General features: G+C 63.0%; 20 protein-coding genes. 4 read left to right on the top strand and 16 right to left on the bottom strand.

Annotated elements, in window-relative coordinates; translation table 11 throughout:
• Positions 1-16: 16 nt before the first annotated feature.
• From GGR48_RS18195 to GGR48_RS13655, 8 genes are read right to left on the bottom strand one after another with little or no spacing between them, the layout of a single operon-like run.
• On the bottom strand, positions 17-565 hold the full coding sequence (locus GGR48_RS18195) for a hypothetical protein (RefSeq protein WP_240456005.1): 549 nt from the start codon (positions 563-565) through the stop codon (positions 17-19).
• A 31-nt stretch (positions 566-596) separates the two neighbouring features.
• On the bottom strand, positions 597-863 hold the full coding sequence (locus GGR48_RS13685; protein WP_183952406.1) for a hypothetical protein: 267 nt from the start codon (positions 861-863) through the stop codon (positions 597-599).
• A 52-nt stretch (positions 864-915) separates the two neighbouring features.
• Entirely contained in the window at positions 916-1,188 is a 273-nt protein-coding gene (locus GGR48_RS13680; RefSeq protein ID WP_183952405.1) for a hypothetical protein, read from the bottom strand.
• Complete coding sequence (locus GGR48_RS13675) at positions 1,185-1,415, bottom strand: hypothetical protein (protein ID WP_183952404.1); 231 nt, start codon at positions 1,413-1,415, stop codon at positions 1,185-1,187. Before GGR48_RS13675 ends, GGR48_RS13680 begins: the two co-directional genes overlap by 4 nt.
• Position 1,416: 1 nt before the next feature.
• On the bottom strand, positions 1,417-1,710 hold the full coding sequence (locus GGR48_RS13670) for a hypothetical protein (protein ID WP_183952403.1): 294 nt from the start codon (positions 1,708-1,710) through the stop codon (positions 1,417-1,419).
• Between the two features lies 1 nt (position 1,711).
• A complete protein-coding gene (locus GGR48_RS13665; RefSeq protein ID WP_183952402.1) occupies positions 1,712-2,338 on the bottom strand; it encodes a hypothetical protein in 627 nt (208 codons plus the stop codon).
• A gap of 3 nt (positions 2,339-2,341) precedes the next feature.
• Complete coding sequence (locus tag GGR48_RS13660) at positions 2,342-2,911, bottom strand: hypothetical protein (protein WP_183952401.1); 570 nt, start codon at positions 2,909-2,911, stop codon at positions 2,342-2,344.
• 3 nt (positions 2,912-2,914) lie between these two features.
• Positions 2,915-3,190 (bottom strand): hypothetical protein, encoded by a 276-nt coding sequence (locus GGR48_RS13655; RefSeq protein WP_183952400.1) that lies wholly within the window; start codon positions 3,188-3,190, stop codon positions 2,915-2,917.
• A 159-nt stretch (positions 3,191-3,349) separates the two neighbouring features.
• On the opposite strand from GGR48_RS13655, the gene GGR48_RS18460 reads away from it, so the two are divergent.
• From GGR48_RS18460 to GGR48_RS13635, 4 genes are all read left to right on the top strand, one after another.
• Positions 3,350-3,598: a helix-turn-helix domain-containing protein gene (locus tag GGR48_RS18460; RefSeq protein WP_183952399.1), complete on the top strand. Its 249-nt coding sequence runs from the start codon at positions 3,350-3,352 to the stop codon at positions 3,596-3,598.
• Between the two features lie 256 nt (positions 3,599-3,854).
• A complete protein-coding gene (locus GGR48_RS13645; RefSeq protein ID WP_183952398.1) occupies positions 3,855-4,253 on the top strand; it encodes a VOC family protein in 399 nt (132 codons plus the stop codon).
• Positions 4,254-4,878: 625 nt separating this feature from the next.
• Positions 4,879-5,118 carry a hypothetical protein gene (locus GGR48_RS13640; protein ID WP_183952397.1) on the top strand — a complete coding sequence of 80 codons (240 nt, stop codon included), beginning with the start codon at positions 4,879-4,881 and terminating at the stop codon, positions 5,116-5,118.
• Between the two features lie 164 nt (positions 5,119-5,282).
• Positions 5,283-6,440 (top strand): plasmid recombination protein, encoded by a 1,158-nt coding sequence (locus GGR48_RS13635; protein ID WP_183952396.1) that lies wholly within the window; start codon positions 5,283-5,285, stop codon positions 6,438-6,440.
• Positions 6,441-6,772: 332 nt separating this feature from the next.
• Here GGR48_RS13635 and GGR48_RS13630 read toward each other — a convergent pair whose 3' ends face one another.
• From GGR48_RS13630 to GGR48_RS13595, 8 genes are all read right to left on the bottom strand, one after another.
• Positions 6,773-9,892 (bottom strand): hypothetical protein, encoded by a 3,120-nt coding sequence (locus GGR48_RS13630; protein ID WP_183952395.1) that lies wholly within the window; start codon positions 9,890-9,892, stop codon positions 6,773-6,775.
• The gene (locus tag GGR48_RS13625) at positions 9,892-10,182 is read right to left on the bottom strand and encodes a D-Ala-D-Ala carboxypeptidase family metallohydrolase (RefSeq protein ID WP_338110499.1); all 291 of its coding nucleotides are present in this window, start codon (positions 10,180-10,182) and stop codon (positions 9,892-9,894) included. The genes GGR48_RS13630 and GGR48_RS13625 overlap by 1 nt, the downstream gene beginning before the upstream one ends.
• Positions 10,148-10,798, bottom strand: a complete 651-nt coding sequence (locus GGR48_RS13620) for a hypothetical protein (protein ID WP_206362463.1) — start codon at positions 10,796-10,798, stop codon at positions 10,148-10,150. The genes GGR48_RS13625 and GGR48_RS13620 overlap by 35 nt, the downstream gene beginning before the upstream one ends.
• A 71-nt stretch (positions 10,799-10,869) precedes the next feature.
• On the bottom strand, positions 10,870-11,688 hold the full coding sequence (locus GGR48_RS13615; protein ID WP_183952392.1) for a hypothetical protein: 819 nt from the start codon (positions 11,686-11,688) through the stop codon (positions 10,870-10,872).
• Positions 11,689-12,308: 620 nt separating this feature from the next.
• Positions 12,309-12,617, bottom strand: coding sequence for a hypothetical protein (locus tag GGR48_RS13610; RefSeq protein ID WP_183952391.1), 309 nt, complete (start codon positions 12,615-12,617; stop codon positions 12,309-12,311).
• Positions 12,618-12,709: 92 nt separating this feature from the next.
• The gene (locus tag GGR48_RS13605) at positions 12,710-14,812 is read right to left on the bottom strand and encodes an AAA family ATPase (protein ID WP_183952390.1); all 2,103 of its coding nucleotides are present in this window, start codon (positions 14,810-14,812) and stop codon (positions 12,710-12,712) included.
• A complete protein-coding gene (locus GGR48_RS13600; protein ID WP_183952389.1) occupies positions 14,809-15,279 on the bottom strand; it encodes a hypothetical protein in 471 nt (156 codons plus the stop codon). Before GGR48_RS13600 ends, GGR48_RS13605 begins: the two co-directional genes overlap by 4 nt.
• Complete coding sequence (locus tag GGR48_RS13595; protein ID WP_183952388.1) at positions 15,276-15,647, bottom strand: hypothetical protein; 372 nt, start codon at positions 15,645-15,647, stop codon at positions 15,276-15,278. The genes GGR48_RS13600 and GGR48_RS13595 overlap by 4 nt, the downstream gene beginning before the upstream one ends.
• Positions 15,648-15,761: the final 114 nt, after the last annotated feature.

Below are 15,761 nucleotides of genomic sequence, written 5' to 3'. Positions count from 1 at the left end.
AGCCTGATTTGCGACGCTAAATTACGACCATCGCCTCCACGATCGCCTGCATCAGCACATGACGCGGCACCGGCACCCCGACTGAGACGTACCCAGGATTCTGCGCCGATCGCGTGCCGTAAAGGTTGATCCACTTGCGCCCATGCTGCCGCCAGGCGCGCTGTAGCGGGACGACGGGCAGCAGTAGGCATGTCCCGGCTGGGGCATACGCATAAGCCACGAAGTCGGCCGCCAACGGCTTCTGAATCCACCCAGGCACCCGGCGCGCCTCGTCCGACCAGCGCTCCAGCAGGACGTCAGGCCATTCGTGCATCCGCACCTTCTCGTCGACCGTATAGGTCCGCCCGCAGGACAGGGTAAGCAGCCGATCTATTCCGCCCCGCTGTGCCCACCCATCTTCGCGCACAGCCACCGCTGACACCATCGTCGGGAACGCGCGCCGGTAGAGCGGCAACCACCAATCGGCGTCCACGAAGCTCTCGGACAGCGCCAGGCTATCGCGGAAGCGATGCACACGCGGAGAGCCCGCCGCTCGACGATCGCGAACGACGGGCCTGTGTTCCATGCGCCGGGAAGGGGCCGGCGGCGTGACCGGCTCAGGAGTGAACGTCATCCGCCTCCTTGGGATCGTCTTCCTCCAGATCCTCAGGTTCGAGGTCCGTATCCCCGTCCAGCTCGTCCATGCGGTCAATCAGCCGCTCGGTGATCCGCGCCAGTTCGGCACGGGGCAGGGAAGGGATGGTGGCCAGCACCGCGTGTGGCGATGCGACCCGGTCCAGCCGATGCCAGGGACGGCGGCGCGATCGGCGCCAGGGCATTGCACGGTTGGCACCCGGCGGCGGGGTGACGGCAGCGTGCCCCATCATTCCTTCCTTCCGATCGTCTGCTGGTCCTGCGGGATGCTGAGGAGCTGGGTCATGCCGCGTCCCCTTCGCCACGGAGCCAGCGACCAGCTTCAGCAGAAGCCTCGCGTTCGCGCTTCGCCATCTCGACCAGCATGCCGCCCAGTCCGATCAGCATCGCTGCGTCCGTTAGTGGGATGCGACCGCGATGATCTGCCAGGAACTGCGCCAACTGCTGGGCATGGCTCAGCCAGAAACCTGACGTATCCCAATCGTCAGGCAGCCGCGTTTCCTCCAGCATCAGGGTGAGGAATTCAGCCGCTTCAGGGGTGACGGTGTTCATCATGCCGCCTCCCCATAGTGCCGCTGCTCGATGGTCTGGCGCACCGCTTCAGCCCGGTCAGGATGGCCGACGATCTGTGCCATCAGTGGCGTCAGGTCGTCCGATGGGCAGTCCTGGATGACCAGCCACAGCTTGCGGTCGGACGTTAGGGCATAGCCGCCGCCAATCTGGACCAAGGCGTGGAGCCAAGCGGTGGGGTTGAAGGGCGTGGGGTGGTGGAGAATGGCCATGTCAGCGACCCTCCCCGTTGAGGCGCTTCGCATGAGCCAACAGCCGGGCCGCATTGTCGTCATCAATGGCGCTGGCGCCACAATACGACATGTGTTCCAGCAGACGGGTGAATTCCGCCCAGGTCGTTGGTTCGGCAAGGTCTGCGTCATGCGATGCTGAACATACCGCCTGTTCCTCCTGCTCGAACGTGATGGGGTCTTGTTCCTCCAAGTCGGACGGCAGGCTGTTGAAGCGGCGGCTGGCGGCGTCAGAGGCGTCGAGCAGAGCGCAGAAGGTTTCGCTGGTGGTCGACATGTCAGCGGCCCTCCACGTTCGCGATGCGGGCCACGTCGTCCGCGATCTCTTCCAGCCAATCACGGCCATCGCCCATGTCGTTCTTGATCATGAACGCCAGCTTCGCGTGCAGGTCGGTGACGGTGCTGACCGGGTGCGTCGCAACAGCCGACTCGGCATCGGCATAGGCGTCGTTCAGGGCGTTGCTGCGATCGACCGCAGCAGTCAGGCCCGTGTCGCGATGGATACGGGCGCGCAGACGCTGCCGTTGAAGGTCAGCCGCAACCAGACGGCGCAGTCCGGGGCTATTGGGATGGTTGCGCGCCGGATCACGTTCGACGAGGCCACGGGCGACGCTGACCGCGCCCGGGTTCGCAGTGGTCCAGTAAGGATCACCGTCAATGTCGACCGCGACATGTGGAATCTGGGACGCAAGCGCCTTTGCCGCCGTGTCAGCGGGCTTCAGGACCAGATTGTCGTGGTCCTCCGACACTTGCCAGGCCTCCTCGCTGACCGCGATCAGCGTGGCCAGGGCAGGGCTGACGCCTGAACTGGCGGACATGGCCGATGCGACGGCCGGGACGGCGGCGGCAAGCGCGACGAGACCAGCGCCCCCGAACAGGGCGCGACGGGTGGTTTCAGTCGTCATGGTTCAGCACTCCGCCCGCAGTGCATCAGCTGCGATCGTGCGCAGCGCCGCCTCGTCGATCGCGCAGTTTTCGAGATAGTCGAGCAAGGCGTTGATTTTGATGCCAACGGCGGCACGGTTCGGCGCAGGCGCGGCAGCGAGTTGATAGACGGTTTCGCGTTCGACCCGAACGGCGGCGTCCATCACATCGTCCGGAACGCGACCCGGCGTCGCATTGTATCGACGGACGGTTTCGTGCGCCTCGGTCCAAGCCGCGTGCGCTCGATGCCATTCGGCATTCTCGGCTTCCTGTGCCTGCGATTTGTCCGGCGGGGTCGACAGCCTGCCTTCCACCTCATCAAGGACCGTGCTGATCTCGACCAGCTTCTCGGAGGCGATCTGGTGCGTGCACCACGCGCTAAACGCGGCATGATGCATGGGCGACGCCGGGTCATTCAGCCGCCCGACCACCTGCTCCATCAGTTCGCTGTTGGCGTTGTCCATCGTGACGATGACGCGCTCGATTGCGAGCGACATGTCGGCAATGGCCGCGACGGGGTCGGCCACGGTTGCCGCGATTGCATAGCTGGCCATCGTTCAGCCCTCCCGCGCCATCAGGCAGCCGTTCGACGGATGCCGGGTGAAAAGGCGCTCGCAGGCGTCGGCAGCGATCACAGCTTCGATCGCGCGCTGCTGCCGGGCATTGGTGGCGCGGTGTTCACCGGCCAGCGAACGGGCATAGGCGCCGGGGTTGCCGGTGCGCAGATGTTGGCGGGCAAGATCGACGGCGCGTCCGGTCGATTTGCTCAGTCCGTTTGAGGCACAGGTGATCTTGGCCGGACGCACGGCGTCCGGTAGGGGGGAAGTAGCCATAGTCGTTCCTCCAGAACGGTTGTGGTCAGAGCCGGGTGGAGGGACCTAATCCTCCGCTCGGCTCGTCGAGTAACGAAAACCGTTATACACGGCTCATCGTTATGGTCAAACGGAAACCGTTATCTTGCGTATTTTTCGTTATTCCGGTATTCCACCAATATGTTGACCCCTGAAACGTGTCGCGCCGGAAGGGCGCTTGTCGGTATGTCTCAGGAAGAGTTAGCGGCAGCTGCGAATCTAGGACCGTCAACGGTTCGAAACTTCGAGGCGAAGCGGTCCACGCCGATCGCAAATAACTTAGGGGCTATGCAGGGCGTGCTCGAAGCTGCTGGCGTGCAGTTCCTGGCGGACGGGGATACGACATCCGGCGGTGTCGGTGTCCGCTTGGTGAAAGGCGTGGGGGCCTGAGCGATCAGCCACTTGCCGACCTACGTCCCCCGCCTATCCTAACCCCGGCCCCTGACACGGTCGGTGTGGGCAAGCCTCGACGGAGAGTTTGTTTGGCGGGTTCGAGTCCCGCTCATGGGGCTCGCTGCTGGTAAGGCTGCGTCAGCTCACGCCCAATTTCGGACATTCCACGGGCCGGGGTGACCGCGGGTTACGCGCCGGTTATGTGAGACTGCTAATAGCGATCGGGTTTCGATCAGCCTTCAGGAGAGTGTCTGTGCTTTTTCACACCATGGTCGGATCGAATGACATTGAACGGTCCAAGCGCTTCTACGACACGGTGCTCGGCACCTTGGGTGCAGGGGAAGGGACGCGGAATATTGCCGACAGCGGCCATACACGTCTGATCTACAATAACGGCAACGGAACCAACTTCATCGTCAGCCAGCCGATCAACGACGAACCGGCGACCGTCGCCAACGGTAGCACCGTCGCCTTTTCCTGCGACTCGCCCGAACAGGTAAAGCAGCTTCACGATACCGCCGTTGCTGCTGGCGGGACATCGATCGAAGCTCCGCCCGGACCGCGAGAAACTGCCTCGATGGGCACCATCGAACTGGCCTATTTTCGTGACCCCGACGGCAACAAATTGTGTGGAATTCATTTTCCTGCCTGATCCGTTCGACCGGGGTCCGCTTATGATCATAGCGGACCCCGACCATGCGATCCCGCGAAAGTCCGCTTCCCCCTCATAGCGGACATTTCATCGCGATGGATGGCGGCGTGCCGAGGGGGCTAGCGATGGCTCTCGGCGAACCCTTCGTTACTGCAACCATGGAAGGTGCCCGCCAAAGGCCAGCAGTCCTGCGTTGAATCAAGTCAACCTAGATCAATCTGCGGATATGTTCGTCCGGCATTCTGTTTGATGGCAATGCCGACATATTCCATCGAAATACGTGATAACCGGCCGGAGCAACCCGATGCTTTCGAAGCGCCTGACTTCGAACATGCGCTTGCGATGCTAGTTCGAGTCGCTGGAGAAAGCCTTATTGGTCACACCCAAGGAAAGGCTGGCGATCCACTTTTCTGGAACTTTGACCTGATGGATGAGCGAGGTTTGATCCTATACTCCTTTTCGATTCAGGGGTTTCAATCAGCGGCAATGGGACGGCTCCGTTGAGATGCTCGGAAGCGGCCGTTCCGCTCCCGCCCACTAGCGGACGTCAGGAGCGACCGCCTATAAAATTGCGATGACGTCACGAGAATGCATTGCGGGCAGGCTGGCCGACGAGTGGCTGGCAATGATGGGCAAACTCCCTTGGCACGATCTCGCCATTGCTATTCGTCGGCGTGCGCCGCTGCAATGTGGCGAAACTACTTCGCTTCCAACGAAGATCGGCCTGCTCGATGTCAGCGATAGCTATGAGTGGGCGGCGGAAGCAGATGGGCCGATCCGTCTTACTATCGAAGTCTTCGACAGTCCCGATGAACCCGCGCTCGCTTTCCGCGAAATGATCGTCGAGCGGCCAGGTGCCAGCTGATTCAATGCCCGCAATCCAACCAAGCCGGACGAATTGGCCGAGCCGTATTCGCTACTAGGCTTAGCGAATTGGCATGCCCAAAGTTTATTTCGTCAAGTCATCAAGGGGGGTATGGCATATTTCCGCGACGTCAGCGACCATAATGCCACATCGGGGTATGTGGCATGGCAAAGCACTATGGCGTTCTGACGTTCGACAATCGCGGTCCCATCAAGTCGTGGGAGCGGATGATGCTTGTTCAGCGGCACAACGCGCGGACAGAGGAACTGCCGCATTGCGATCCGGCAGCACCCGAGCCTGAGTTCCTCAAGGGTTCAGCGAGCCTGGTTAAGGATGCGCAACGCGAATTGCGCTTGCATGGACTTGACCCGTCCGCTCTTCGGGCCAACGGCGTCATCGCCCATGAGGTGATCCTGACCGCATCGCACGAGTATTTCGTGCAGGGCGACGAAGCGGAGCGAGACCGGCGCCTGTGGCATTGGGTCGCCCGCGCCTATCTGGCGGCGATCAAAATCTGGCGAAAAGTGACCATCGTGCAGATGGTCCTCCACCTCGACGAATACACGCCGCACATCCACGTCGTCCTCATGCCGCTGGTCAAGAAGGTGTTCGCGCGGCGGCCGGACGATGGCGAGCGATGGACGCTGAACGGGCGCGAGATCACCGGTCCTGGCGAGTTCCAGCGGGCGCACGATGAATACGCCATCGAGATGGCGGCGCTGGGATTGCAGCGCGGCGTGTCGGGCAGCGGGCGTAAGTATCGGCCGTTCGCGGAAAAGGCCGCTGAGATGGACGAGCAGTGCAAACGGGCGGCGGCGGCAGAGGCCGACACCGTGAAGGCGAGGGAAGAGTCGGAAAAGGCTGAGCAGGCCCGCGCGGCACACTGGGCAGAAGAGTTCGACCGGCTGAAGCGCGATCGGCTCGAACTGGAGGAGGGGCAGCGCCTGTTGAAGGTCGAACAGGCCAAGGTTCGTGCCGATATGCTCCGCCAGGAGGTGACGAGGCGGGCGCTGGCGTCGAAGGAGGCAAATCTGTCCAAGCGGTCGACGCAGTTGGACGCATCGCGCGATAAAGCTGCCGTCGTGCTGGTGGAAGCCGATCGGATCAAGGCGGAGGCACAGCGGGCATTGGCGTCAGCGCTGAAGGTTCGTGCGCATGCCGACACGCTGATGGCTATGGCTAACGATCTGGAAACTGCCCGTCTGATCCAGGCGCGTGACGCTGTGCGGGCTCAGGCCGATTGTGTGGACGACGCGCTGGAGGATGCGGATCTCGGCAATCAGTTTGCGCTTCTGGACCGCATCCGGCCGCGTGGGCGCTGAACGTCGAACAGAGGTGTTGGACGCGGGGGCGAGTTGCCATATTGTGAGGGCGTGAATCTCACCCCCATCATCGTCACCTCGATCAGTATCGCGCTATACAGGGGCGTGGCGGCCCCGAGCATTTCGAAATATCGAGCGTGGCGGGACGGTCCCCGCGTCAGGACCGCTCGTCGGAATTGGCGAGGTGTTTACGTCCCTGACCTCACCATCAAGCGGATTGAACGTCTGTGCGTCGCCCTTGTTGTGGGGGTTGTCCTTTTTGGCGTGGCGGTCTGCTGGACCGTTATGGTTCGGCCCGGGTAAACTTGGCGCTGATAGAAGGTCGATGCGGCTTATTGCCCTTGCTTCGGACTGGTTAGGTAGTTGCCCGCTTGGTTGACGGTGCTGACCCAAGGAGCGTTGAACATCATCCCCAGCCGCTTCGGTCGCGACGCTTCGACCAGCGCCTGCCAGTCCGCATATCGACCCATTACATCGTCCAAAGACGACAATGCCGCACGGGGATTGGTATCGAACAGGATCGGCGCCAACGCTTCCGCCTTCGCCTCTGCCTGCTTTCCCAGCCCCAGCGCCAAGCGATCGCGCGCCCAGGTCCCAGCGACACGGGCAGCGGTGCCCGGCAGTGACGCACCGCCAGTCGCCAGTGCGGCACCTGCGTGCAGCGAGCCTTCAAGCAGCGGATTGGTCGAGAAGTTAGCATCCGCGATCTGGTTGCGGGCGGTACGCGAGTTGCCCAAAATCGCGTTCGTCGTCTGCTGCAAGCCACCCTCGATGTCGCGAGTGCGTAGGAGGCGCGGCACATTCGCGTTGCTGTCGTACAGCGTATCCAGCCGCGCACGCATGGCGGGCGTGCCCAGCGTTGCTTCAAACGGGCTGGCATTGTCGCGCACACCGGCCGCTCGCTTCAAAAGCGAGTCCTGAAAACCCAGCCGCATCTGGCTCAAGTGCTCCGGCGTCTGCTGGCCAACCTGCACCGCAAGCTGATCGGTGGGGAGCATATAAGCTTCCTGCCCGCGAATGAGGGCGTCACGCGATGCGACCGGCCCCTGATATACGCCGCGCGCCCGGGCATAGGTCGGGTTCAGGCGGTCCAGTTCGAACAGCAGATTGTTCTTCACGCCGTTCTGCGCGCGCCCGGCCTCATCAAGGACCAGCCGGTTCGTGATCGGGTTGCGGTACTGCTCCAGCACGTCGTCCATGCCGCGTTTCACATAGTCGAGCGTCTGGGTGGTATACCCAGGCTGACGCATCGCTTCCCCGGCGCGCGGGGCGGCATCAAACGACGCCTCTGCCTGCCGCAAGCCCTCACGGGCGTTCTCAACGCGGGTGCGTGCGCTGTCCAAGTTCCCAGACGGACTATTGCGCGCGTCCCGATACGCCGCCTGTGCCGCGTCAAGGTCAGCGCGGGCACGGGCAACGGCCTCGATCTGCTGCGTCGGGGCAGGATTCAGTCGAACAGTCCCGTCCGCATCCTGCACGAACCCCATTTCCATCGGGTTGCGGCGCTCGTTGGCGGCGATCGTGCGAGCACGGCCCGTTGCGCTGCGACCAAACGGCGTGTTCAGCAGGCTTTCCAGTTCCGGCGTCGACGTGACCGGCTGGCGATAAGCCTGTTCGTACAGCGGCGCTGCTGCCGTCTGTGCCTGTCGTGTGAGATCGTCGCTCATCTGCGGGATATTGGCGGACGGCCCCAGGTCGCGCTCCACCGAGCTGACGAAGCGGTCATACTGTCCACGGTTACGCGGGATCAGTGCATCTTCCGCGATTTGGGACGCGGCAGGCGAACGACGGACCGCAGCCCCGCCAAGCTCGCGCAAGGCGGGGTTCGTGTCGACCAGCGCCATGGGAATGCCGAGGTCAGCAGCTTCCGTGAGTGGTGTGCGGATGTTGTCCGCGCCAATGCGATTAATCGCGTTCGCAGCGATAGTGTCAGCGGCGTTGAGAGGCGCGGCAGAGGGGAGGGGCGCGCGTCCGAAATAGGCGCGGACGGCATTGGTCGCAGCCTGCCCAGGCTGAGTGCGGATTGTGGCGCCGATGCCGGAGGAAATTCCTCGGCCTGCCAGATTGCCAGCCAACCCGCCAACCGCACCGATGCCTGCTCCCAGGAAGCGATTGTCATTATTCTGGCCTGCACCAGACAGGGTGCCGAATGCGATGTCACCGGCAAGGCCGGGGGACGCGAACCGCGACGCCAGGCCCGTCGCGCGGCTAGCCATTCCCAGACCGTACATTGCGCCGAACGTGCCCAATCCTTGCCCCGCGAGGGCTGCGTAAGGGTGCGCTGCAAATGCGCCCTGCTTGCGGGCGTTCAAGTCCGCCATATCGCCACCCCCGAGCAAGCTGGTAATCTCGTCGGAGGTCCCGCCCAGCACACCGTCAATTGCGGCCATGGCACCGATGCCCACGGGCGATGTTGCGATGTCCTCCCATCCACTGGTGGGCACGTCGCGCGCGCTGTCGAACAGCGAACCCTTGTACTGAGGATGTGCACGGAGCCACTGCCCGGCTTGGGCCACACGGGCAGGATCAAGCTCGCCATATCCGGCGGCGCGCGACAGCGTGTTAAGCGTCTCGATGTCTGCGCCTTTGCGCAGCAGCTCGGTCAGCGACTGTTCCAGCGCGGGATTCCGCTCGGTTTTCTGGCCGCCCGAGGCGAGCTGTGGAGTGCCAAGGGACGGAGCCCCGACCAGTTCGGGGCGCTCTGGCGTCGTGTCGTGCGGGATCGGATTGCCGTTATAATCTAGCTGCTGTTGCTTGCGACCGAGAACGCGTTCCGACAGTTCCTGAAACCGTGCGCCCGGATGTTCCCCAACCACATCCATGGGGTTCAAGCCGTTGCGATCAGCGATCCCCTTGTAGCGCACGCGATCGGCGATCAGCGACTGGTTAAGCTGCGCCATCCGGTTCGCCATTTCTTCACGAAGGCGATGGCGGAACTCAGGGCGAAACGTGCCACCGTTACCCGTTTGCTTTTGCAGATGGGCGATCGTCTGATTTGCCCAGGTGTCCGCCCCTGCAACCGATGCCTGCTCGCCTTCACGAACCACGCTGTTCGGGTCCATTACCTTGGCGTAGGCATAAATCAGATCCAAATCGCCTGCGGAATCCGGCTTGGAACCTAATCCCGCCGCATAGCTCGGAAGCGCCTGAGCATAGGCCTTGTACGAAGGCAGCGTCTCGTAGCTGTTGCGAAGCTCTGCGGCCTGGGATTTTCTGGAATTGCGCTCGCGCTGACCGTATTCCAGATTGGCCAGACGGAGCCGCTCGTTCTCATTCGCGGCCGCCCGATCCGCCGCCGCCGCCGCACGCATTGCAGCTTCCGAGGCGCGCGCGTCGGCTCGGTCAGCCCGCTCATCCCGCCGCACCGCCAGCGGGTCACGGTTGGTCGTGAACGTGTTGAACGGGTTGCTGGCGCCCGCGTCATCGAACTGGTCGAAAGGATTCTTCTGCATCAACGCGCTCCAACCGTTCCGCGACGGCCAAAATAGGGGACGCGACCATAGCCGGGCAGCGTCACGTGGATATGATCGCCCTCGTTCAGCAGGCGAGCGCCAGGGCCATAATAGGCGCGCAGGGCGGCCATGTTCGTGCCCGCATAGTCGACGCCATCGCCCGACAGGTGGCTGCTGTTTGGCACGCCGCCAACCAGACGGTTGCCTTCAACGGTGCGGCGCCCGCTGGTCATCGTGCCAGGCGCCTTGAACGGGTCAGGGAAAGGTCTGCGACCCGATCGGGGCCGCACCTCCTTGCAAGATGCGCTGCGCCGCGCCTGCGCCGTACTTCTGGTCGAACTGCGCCGCCAAGTCCGGGTTCTTGCGCAGGTAATCAACTGCGCCAGCCGGAGGCGTAGACGCTGCTGGCTTCTGGTTGAACGACCCACGCGGCAAGAACGTCTTGGTCGGGTTGCCCTGCGCGTCGAAGCCGTCAACAGCCGTCACCGGTCCCGCTGCGACGTTGCTCAAATAACGCTTGGCCTCATCCTCACCGAGCATTTGCGCGATAAATTTGTAATCGTTCACCGTGTCGTTGTTGACCGGCTTCGGATGCGCCCGCTCCCACTCCTGTTGCGCGGTCCACTGCGCCATCTCGTCGGCCTGCTTCATGCGGTAATCCTGAAGCTGCTGCTGACGCTGGCGGAACTGGTTCTGGGCTGCGGCATAGGGCGTACCCCCGCCATAAGCTGACGAAACCGCGTCACCGATTGAGCCGAGAAGCTGAACGGCCATCCCGCCGCGCGAGAAGAAGCCTTTGTCCGCCGGTAGCTGCGGCATGACGGGGGCCTGCGCGCCCCCAATCGGACCGCCATACCCCGGCGTCTGACCGGGAATTTCGCGTTGACCGAAGCCCCGGAAGAACATGCCACTCGGCTGCTGCCCAAGTGCGTTAGACACGGTGCCCAAATTGAAGGGGGGCATGATACCGGGGGGCATCAGGCGCCTCCCATCGGAGCGATGAACGCGAGGAGGGCTGGAACAGCCGCAGCATAAAACTTGACGTCACGCCACGTCATTTCTGGCAATGCCTGATTTAACAGGTTGTTCTTGCCGCAGTCTCGCAATGCCAGATCGACCATGATTGAAACGGCCTCGACGCCGAGGCTATCAACAAGCCCTGGGTTCGTGCCTTGATGAAGTTCGAACTTGCGACGCAGACACAGAATCGTGGCAAGTCGTTCAAGGAGTTCTGGATCACCGCTTTCGCTTCCGACGCGGGCGATGTGTTCGATGTAAATTAAGTCGCCAAAGCTAATCGTGCCTGGCGTCTTATCCGACACGACGACGTTGAGCAGACGGGTTAGCGCTTGGGTGTTTCCATACGCGGCCCTGGAAAACTCGGCCTCGCTATCACGAATGCCCTGCACGACTTCCTCATCTGCCTGCCAGACCGGCCCGATCCCCAACTTGGCCAGTTGGTCGGTGGCATCCGCGTCGCCAGCATCCGCCAACAGCTGAAAATGGTGCGCGACTTCGACTAGATAGGGTTCACTCGAATACCCACGCGTCTCGCGTTCATCGCTCCGAGCCTGGAGTATCAAGGCCAGCGCCTTGCGATCGTCTGCATCGCCAATGGCGGACGCAAACCGTGCATAGCATTCGGCTGCGATGAGCGATTCCAGAAGGGGATAGGTGTCCCCGGCGGCCTGCTCGATCGCGAAGTCACGCAACCTGCGATACCCATCGAGATCACCAGCCGCCGCAGCTGCCATATCCGAGGGGTAGACGTTGGTCGAAGATGTCTTGATTTGCATGCCGGGCAGTCTCCAAATTAGTGGAAACGGCTTCTGCATATAGCAGATGGGCACGTTCGATTTTCATAGCCGAACGGGAAGGGATTGGCAACGGCAGAAGGCAAGAGGGGTGAGGAGTTGCGTCACATAAATGCGCTGTGCGGGCCGTCCGAAGCATTCGTCCGCCAATCCGTATTTACCCGTATTCTATGGGCATGGACCACCGATTCTCCCTGTTTCCACTCTGTTAAAACAGAGGGAGTGTCTGGGTGAATGATCGGTCGCCCAGCACCATGCGCCGCGTTATTTCAGGTTATTAAAACGGTTATTGTCACATCGATCATCCAGTAAATTGCCTGTAGTTTACTGGATGAAGCTCGGCGCCTCTCTCGATAGATCATCGCTATCCACTTGCATGGTGCTGGCCACCGCCCGCCCGGCTCTCGCGTGCGCGCGCGTATTGCTGCGCAAATGCACCATTCGCACGGCGGAGGTCGTCCCCGTTCGACGTTTTTACAGTGTCCGGAAACAGCTGGGGATATGACCGGCAAGGCCTGACGAATTTTCGGAGGCCCTAAAGGATGGACCGCCAAGCTCGGGCCGAGCAGTCTGCCCGAGCTTTTGCAATCGCATCCGCAATGTCAGGTTTTGACAGGTTCTTTACCCCCGGTCGCTTCCTCGTCCCATTCACGGTGCATGGCGATCAGTGCCATCAGCAACGGGCGCATGTGCCAGTTGATGTCATTGCGGACGCTGTTGGTCAGGCTGGTCTCCCAGGACTTCGAGGCGTGCGCTCGTTCGGTGAGGTGATCCGGGTACATCGTCTTGAGGTGGTTGACGGCCTCACGACCGATGCTGCGCGCCATCCGGTCGAACATCCGGCGCGCCCTTTGCTCTTTGGTTTCGGTATTCGTGCCGCCGGAAATGACCGGCAGGTTCGGCGAGGCCATCATGTGCTCCTAGGGTCGATTGGGGTGGGTTGCGCCGCCGCCGCGCGTTGCCGCGCGGGGGGCCCGGAGCGAAGGGGAATGGGCGTCATCCATCACCTTTTCGCTTCGTTCTCGTGGGGTGGCGCGGGCACCTCATGGGCCGCGCCATTCCCCCCTATAGGGGGGAGGTGTGTTGGGGGGGGTGTTTGGGGGGACTGGTTGGGGGTGTCCGGGGAATGTGTTTGGGGGCCGTTTGGGGTGGCGTTTGGGGAACCCAGATCAACCTCCCGGATGCCCGTCACATCGCGCCCCTTGCCGCTGTCACGCCACAGGAAGCCCTTCTCGATCCGGCGCGCCACGAACAGGCGTTCCATTGCCCGCTTGAGCCGTGCCTTGCCGATTCCCTGGGAGTGCGGCAGCCCCTCGAACACAGCGGGGGCGTAGTTCGGACCCGAGCTGTCGGACACGGCACGCCGCTGCCGATCGCGCTCCGCCAGGCACTTCAGGAACACCTCATTGTCGTACGCGGCCTCTGCAATCGCCCGATGTTCCCGCATGGCATCCTCGGGCACGTCCTCGTGGCGGACGAATGCCCAGTTGTGCCATAGGAAGCGAACCGACTTGCCGCGCTCCGAATAGTTCGGCTTGCTGTTGGTCAGCACGCGCGCTGCCGGATCATGCACCTCGCCTTCTCGAGTGCTCTCCAGACCCAGGAAGATCCGCGAACGAACCTGATTTTCCCACGCCGTCGAGCCGCTGAACTCGTCCCCGGCCTTGTTGGGATGGCCGATCAGGATGACGACGCCGTCGATCTCCTCCGCCAAGCCGTCGACCAGGCCAGCGAACGCCGCCACCTGATTGCGTATGTTTTCGTTCCCGGTGAAGAAGTGCGCGACATTGTCGAGCGTGACATGCGTCGCGCCGGTTGCGGCAATCGTCGCCTTCAGGCTGGCCCACCGCTCGGTCGTGCTCATCCGACCTTCCGCGTCGAACGTGCACAGCTCCTTGTTCAGCATCCCCTTGAGGGACACGAGCAGCAGCTTCCCGCGCAGGTCCTGCCAGGTGATGCCCAGCGCCTTGTTGATCGACTCCTGCCGACGATGCATTTCGTCGATCGGATCTTCGCAGGTGATGTAGAGCGACACCCCCTGACGGACGGGCACACCCAGGAAGGGCAGTCCGGCGGCGGAGCAGGTCATGCGCTGCTGGGTCAGCAACGACTTGCCAGTCGCGCCCATGCCGGTCACGAAAACCATGCTACGCCAAGGCTCCCAGCCCTCCAGGCCCCATTCACGATCCGGCACGGTCTTCCCCGCAAACTCGCTGGCGTCGACGACGGGCAAAAGGGCGATGTCGGGCTTGGTCCGAATTTCAGACGAAGTGGCGGCGGGTGCCGCGTCAACCAGCGCGGTCAGTTCGGCTACATCGCCGTCCCAGTTGAGCACGTCACCCTTGTCCGGCAGGCGGGGCAGATGAACGATGACTGGGCGTCCCTCCGCTCGCTCAACGTCCGCCTTCACCTTGTCCGCGAGCTTCGCGCCGGTGTTGTCGTTATCGGGCAGGATGATGACCGACCGGCCTTTCACGTACCCGGAGAAGTCATAGCCCCGCCAATCCTTGCTCGAAGTGGCGATGAGCCCCCAAGATGCCAGACGATCGGCCTTGGCCTCTCCTTCTGCCATATAGATCGGGGCGTCCTTCGGGGCGTTCGCCAGATCCTTCAGGCGATAGGGTACCTGATTGTCGCCACGGCCCCAGCGCCAGCCGCCTGCGCCGTCCGGATGATCGTAAGCGAATTCCTTGCTGCGATCGCCACGGCCCGGCTGGATGCGGTGCTTGCGATACAGCACCTTGCCCGTCGCATCAGTAAACGCAAAGGTCGCGACGATGCGCTGCCCCGGATGGAGCTTGATCGCATGCGCCCGCGCCCGGTCGGGGATCAGACCCTCGCGGACCATCCACGCCACGGCTTCGGCTTTGTCGAGACCGTACGCGTGCCGCAGCAGTTCGAGCGTGCCGCCCGACTGGTCCGCCTCGGTGTCCTTGAAGGCGCCCGTGTTGGAATAGACGATGCGGGCTCCCTGATTGCCCCAGCGCATCTCGCCAGGCTTGGACAGCCGCTTGTTGGGCTCACCCCAGACACGCTGCGCAACCGCCCCGATCAGCGAGCCGAACGACGTCGTCTCCTGCGGTTCGGCGTAGGATACCGCGCTCATGCGTACCGCTCCACGATCGGCAGATCATGCTCAACCGACAGACGGTGGGCATAATCTGATGCCTCATGCGACTTGGCGAAGCGCACGCCCACGCCGCCGCCGCCCATGGGGGCCTTCACCCCGACGGTGTAACCGCCTGCGACGGGGAAGATGCAGACCGACCAGCGTTCCGACTCTTCACCCAGGCCGCGCAGTTCGATCAGTTCGGCAGACGGACGCAGGCCGTACAACCGCTTCTCATCGGGGGAGAGGCGCAGGCGCGCACCCAGCCGCCCCTTTGGGACGGGCTGAGCACGATACCAGGCGTCGAGCGTCGGATAGGCGACGATCCCGCGATCGATACCGAGGACCCCATTGAGGTCACTCGGGCTGTTGATCTGCCTACGGAACGCCTCGACCGCCGCAGCGGCCTTGCCGGGCACCTCGGGTGCCTGCCTGGAGGCGATGGGAATGACGGTGGCGCTCATTCTGCACCTCCCTTGACGGACAGGTTGGTCGGGGCTGCTGCCGTGGGGGCTTCCATGGCCCGCTGGACCATTTCAGACGTCATCGCGCCCTTTTCCTGTTGCTCGGTGATGCGCCAGACGATCGCCTTTGCGCCGCTGACATTGCGGCGGCGCAGGCCCGTATCGAAGATGGCCTTCCGATCCCGTAGCTCGGTGAAGCGCGGCTGGAGGCTGTACCTGGGGTATTTCGCGATAGCGCAGGTCTCATCGACCGTGAGTCCGGCGGGGTGGGCGTGGAGCGTGCGGTACACGACGGCACGCAGCCGTTCCGATGCATCGGCGATGCTGCCGTACGCTGCTGCGCTGGTGTCGGTCTGACGGCGGGTCATGCGGCGGCTCCCCACGCGAGGGAGGCGATCAGGTACGCGCGGGACTGGGACATCCCGAACGCCGCCAGCCGTTGCAGGCGGAGGACAGCGGTGGTATCTACCTCGTTGCTGATG

The sequence above is a fragment of the Sphingomonas pseudosanguinis genome, from assembly GCF_014196255.1.
Lineage (GTDB): Bacteria > Pseudomonadota > Alphaproteobacteria > Sphingomonadales > Sphingomonadaceae > Sphingomonas > Sphingomonas pseudosanguinis.
Note: the sequence above shows the minus strand (reverse complement) of the source record. Positions and strands in the feature narration are given on the sequence as shown.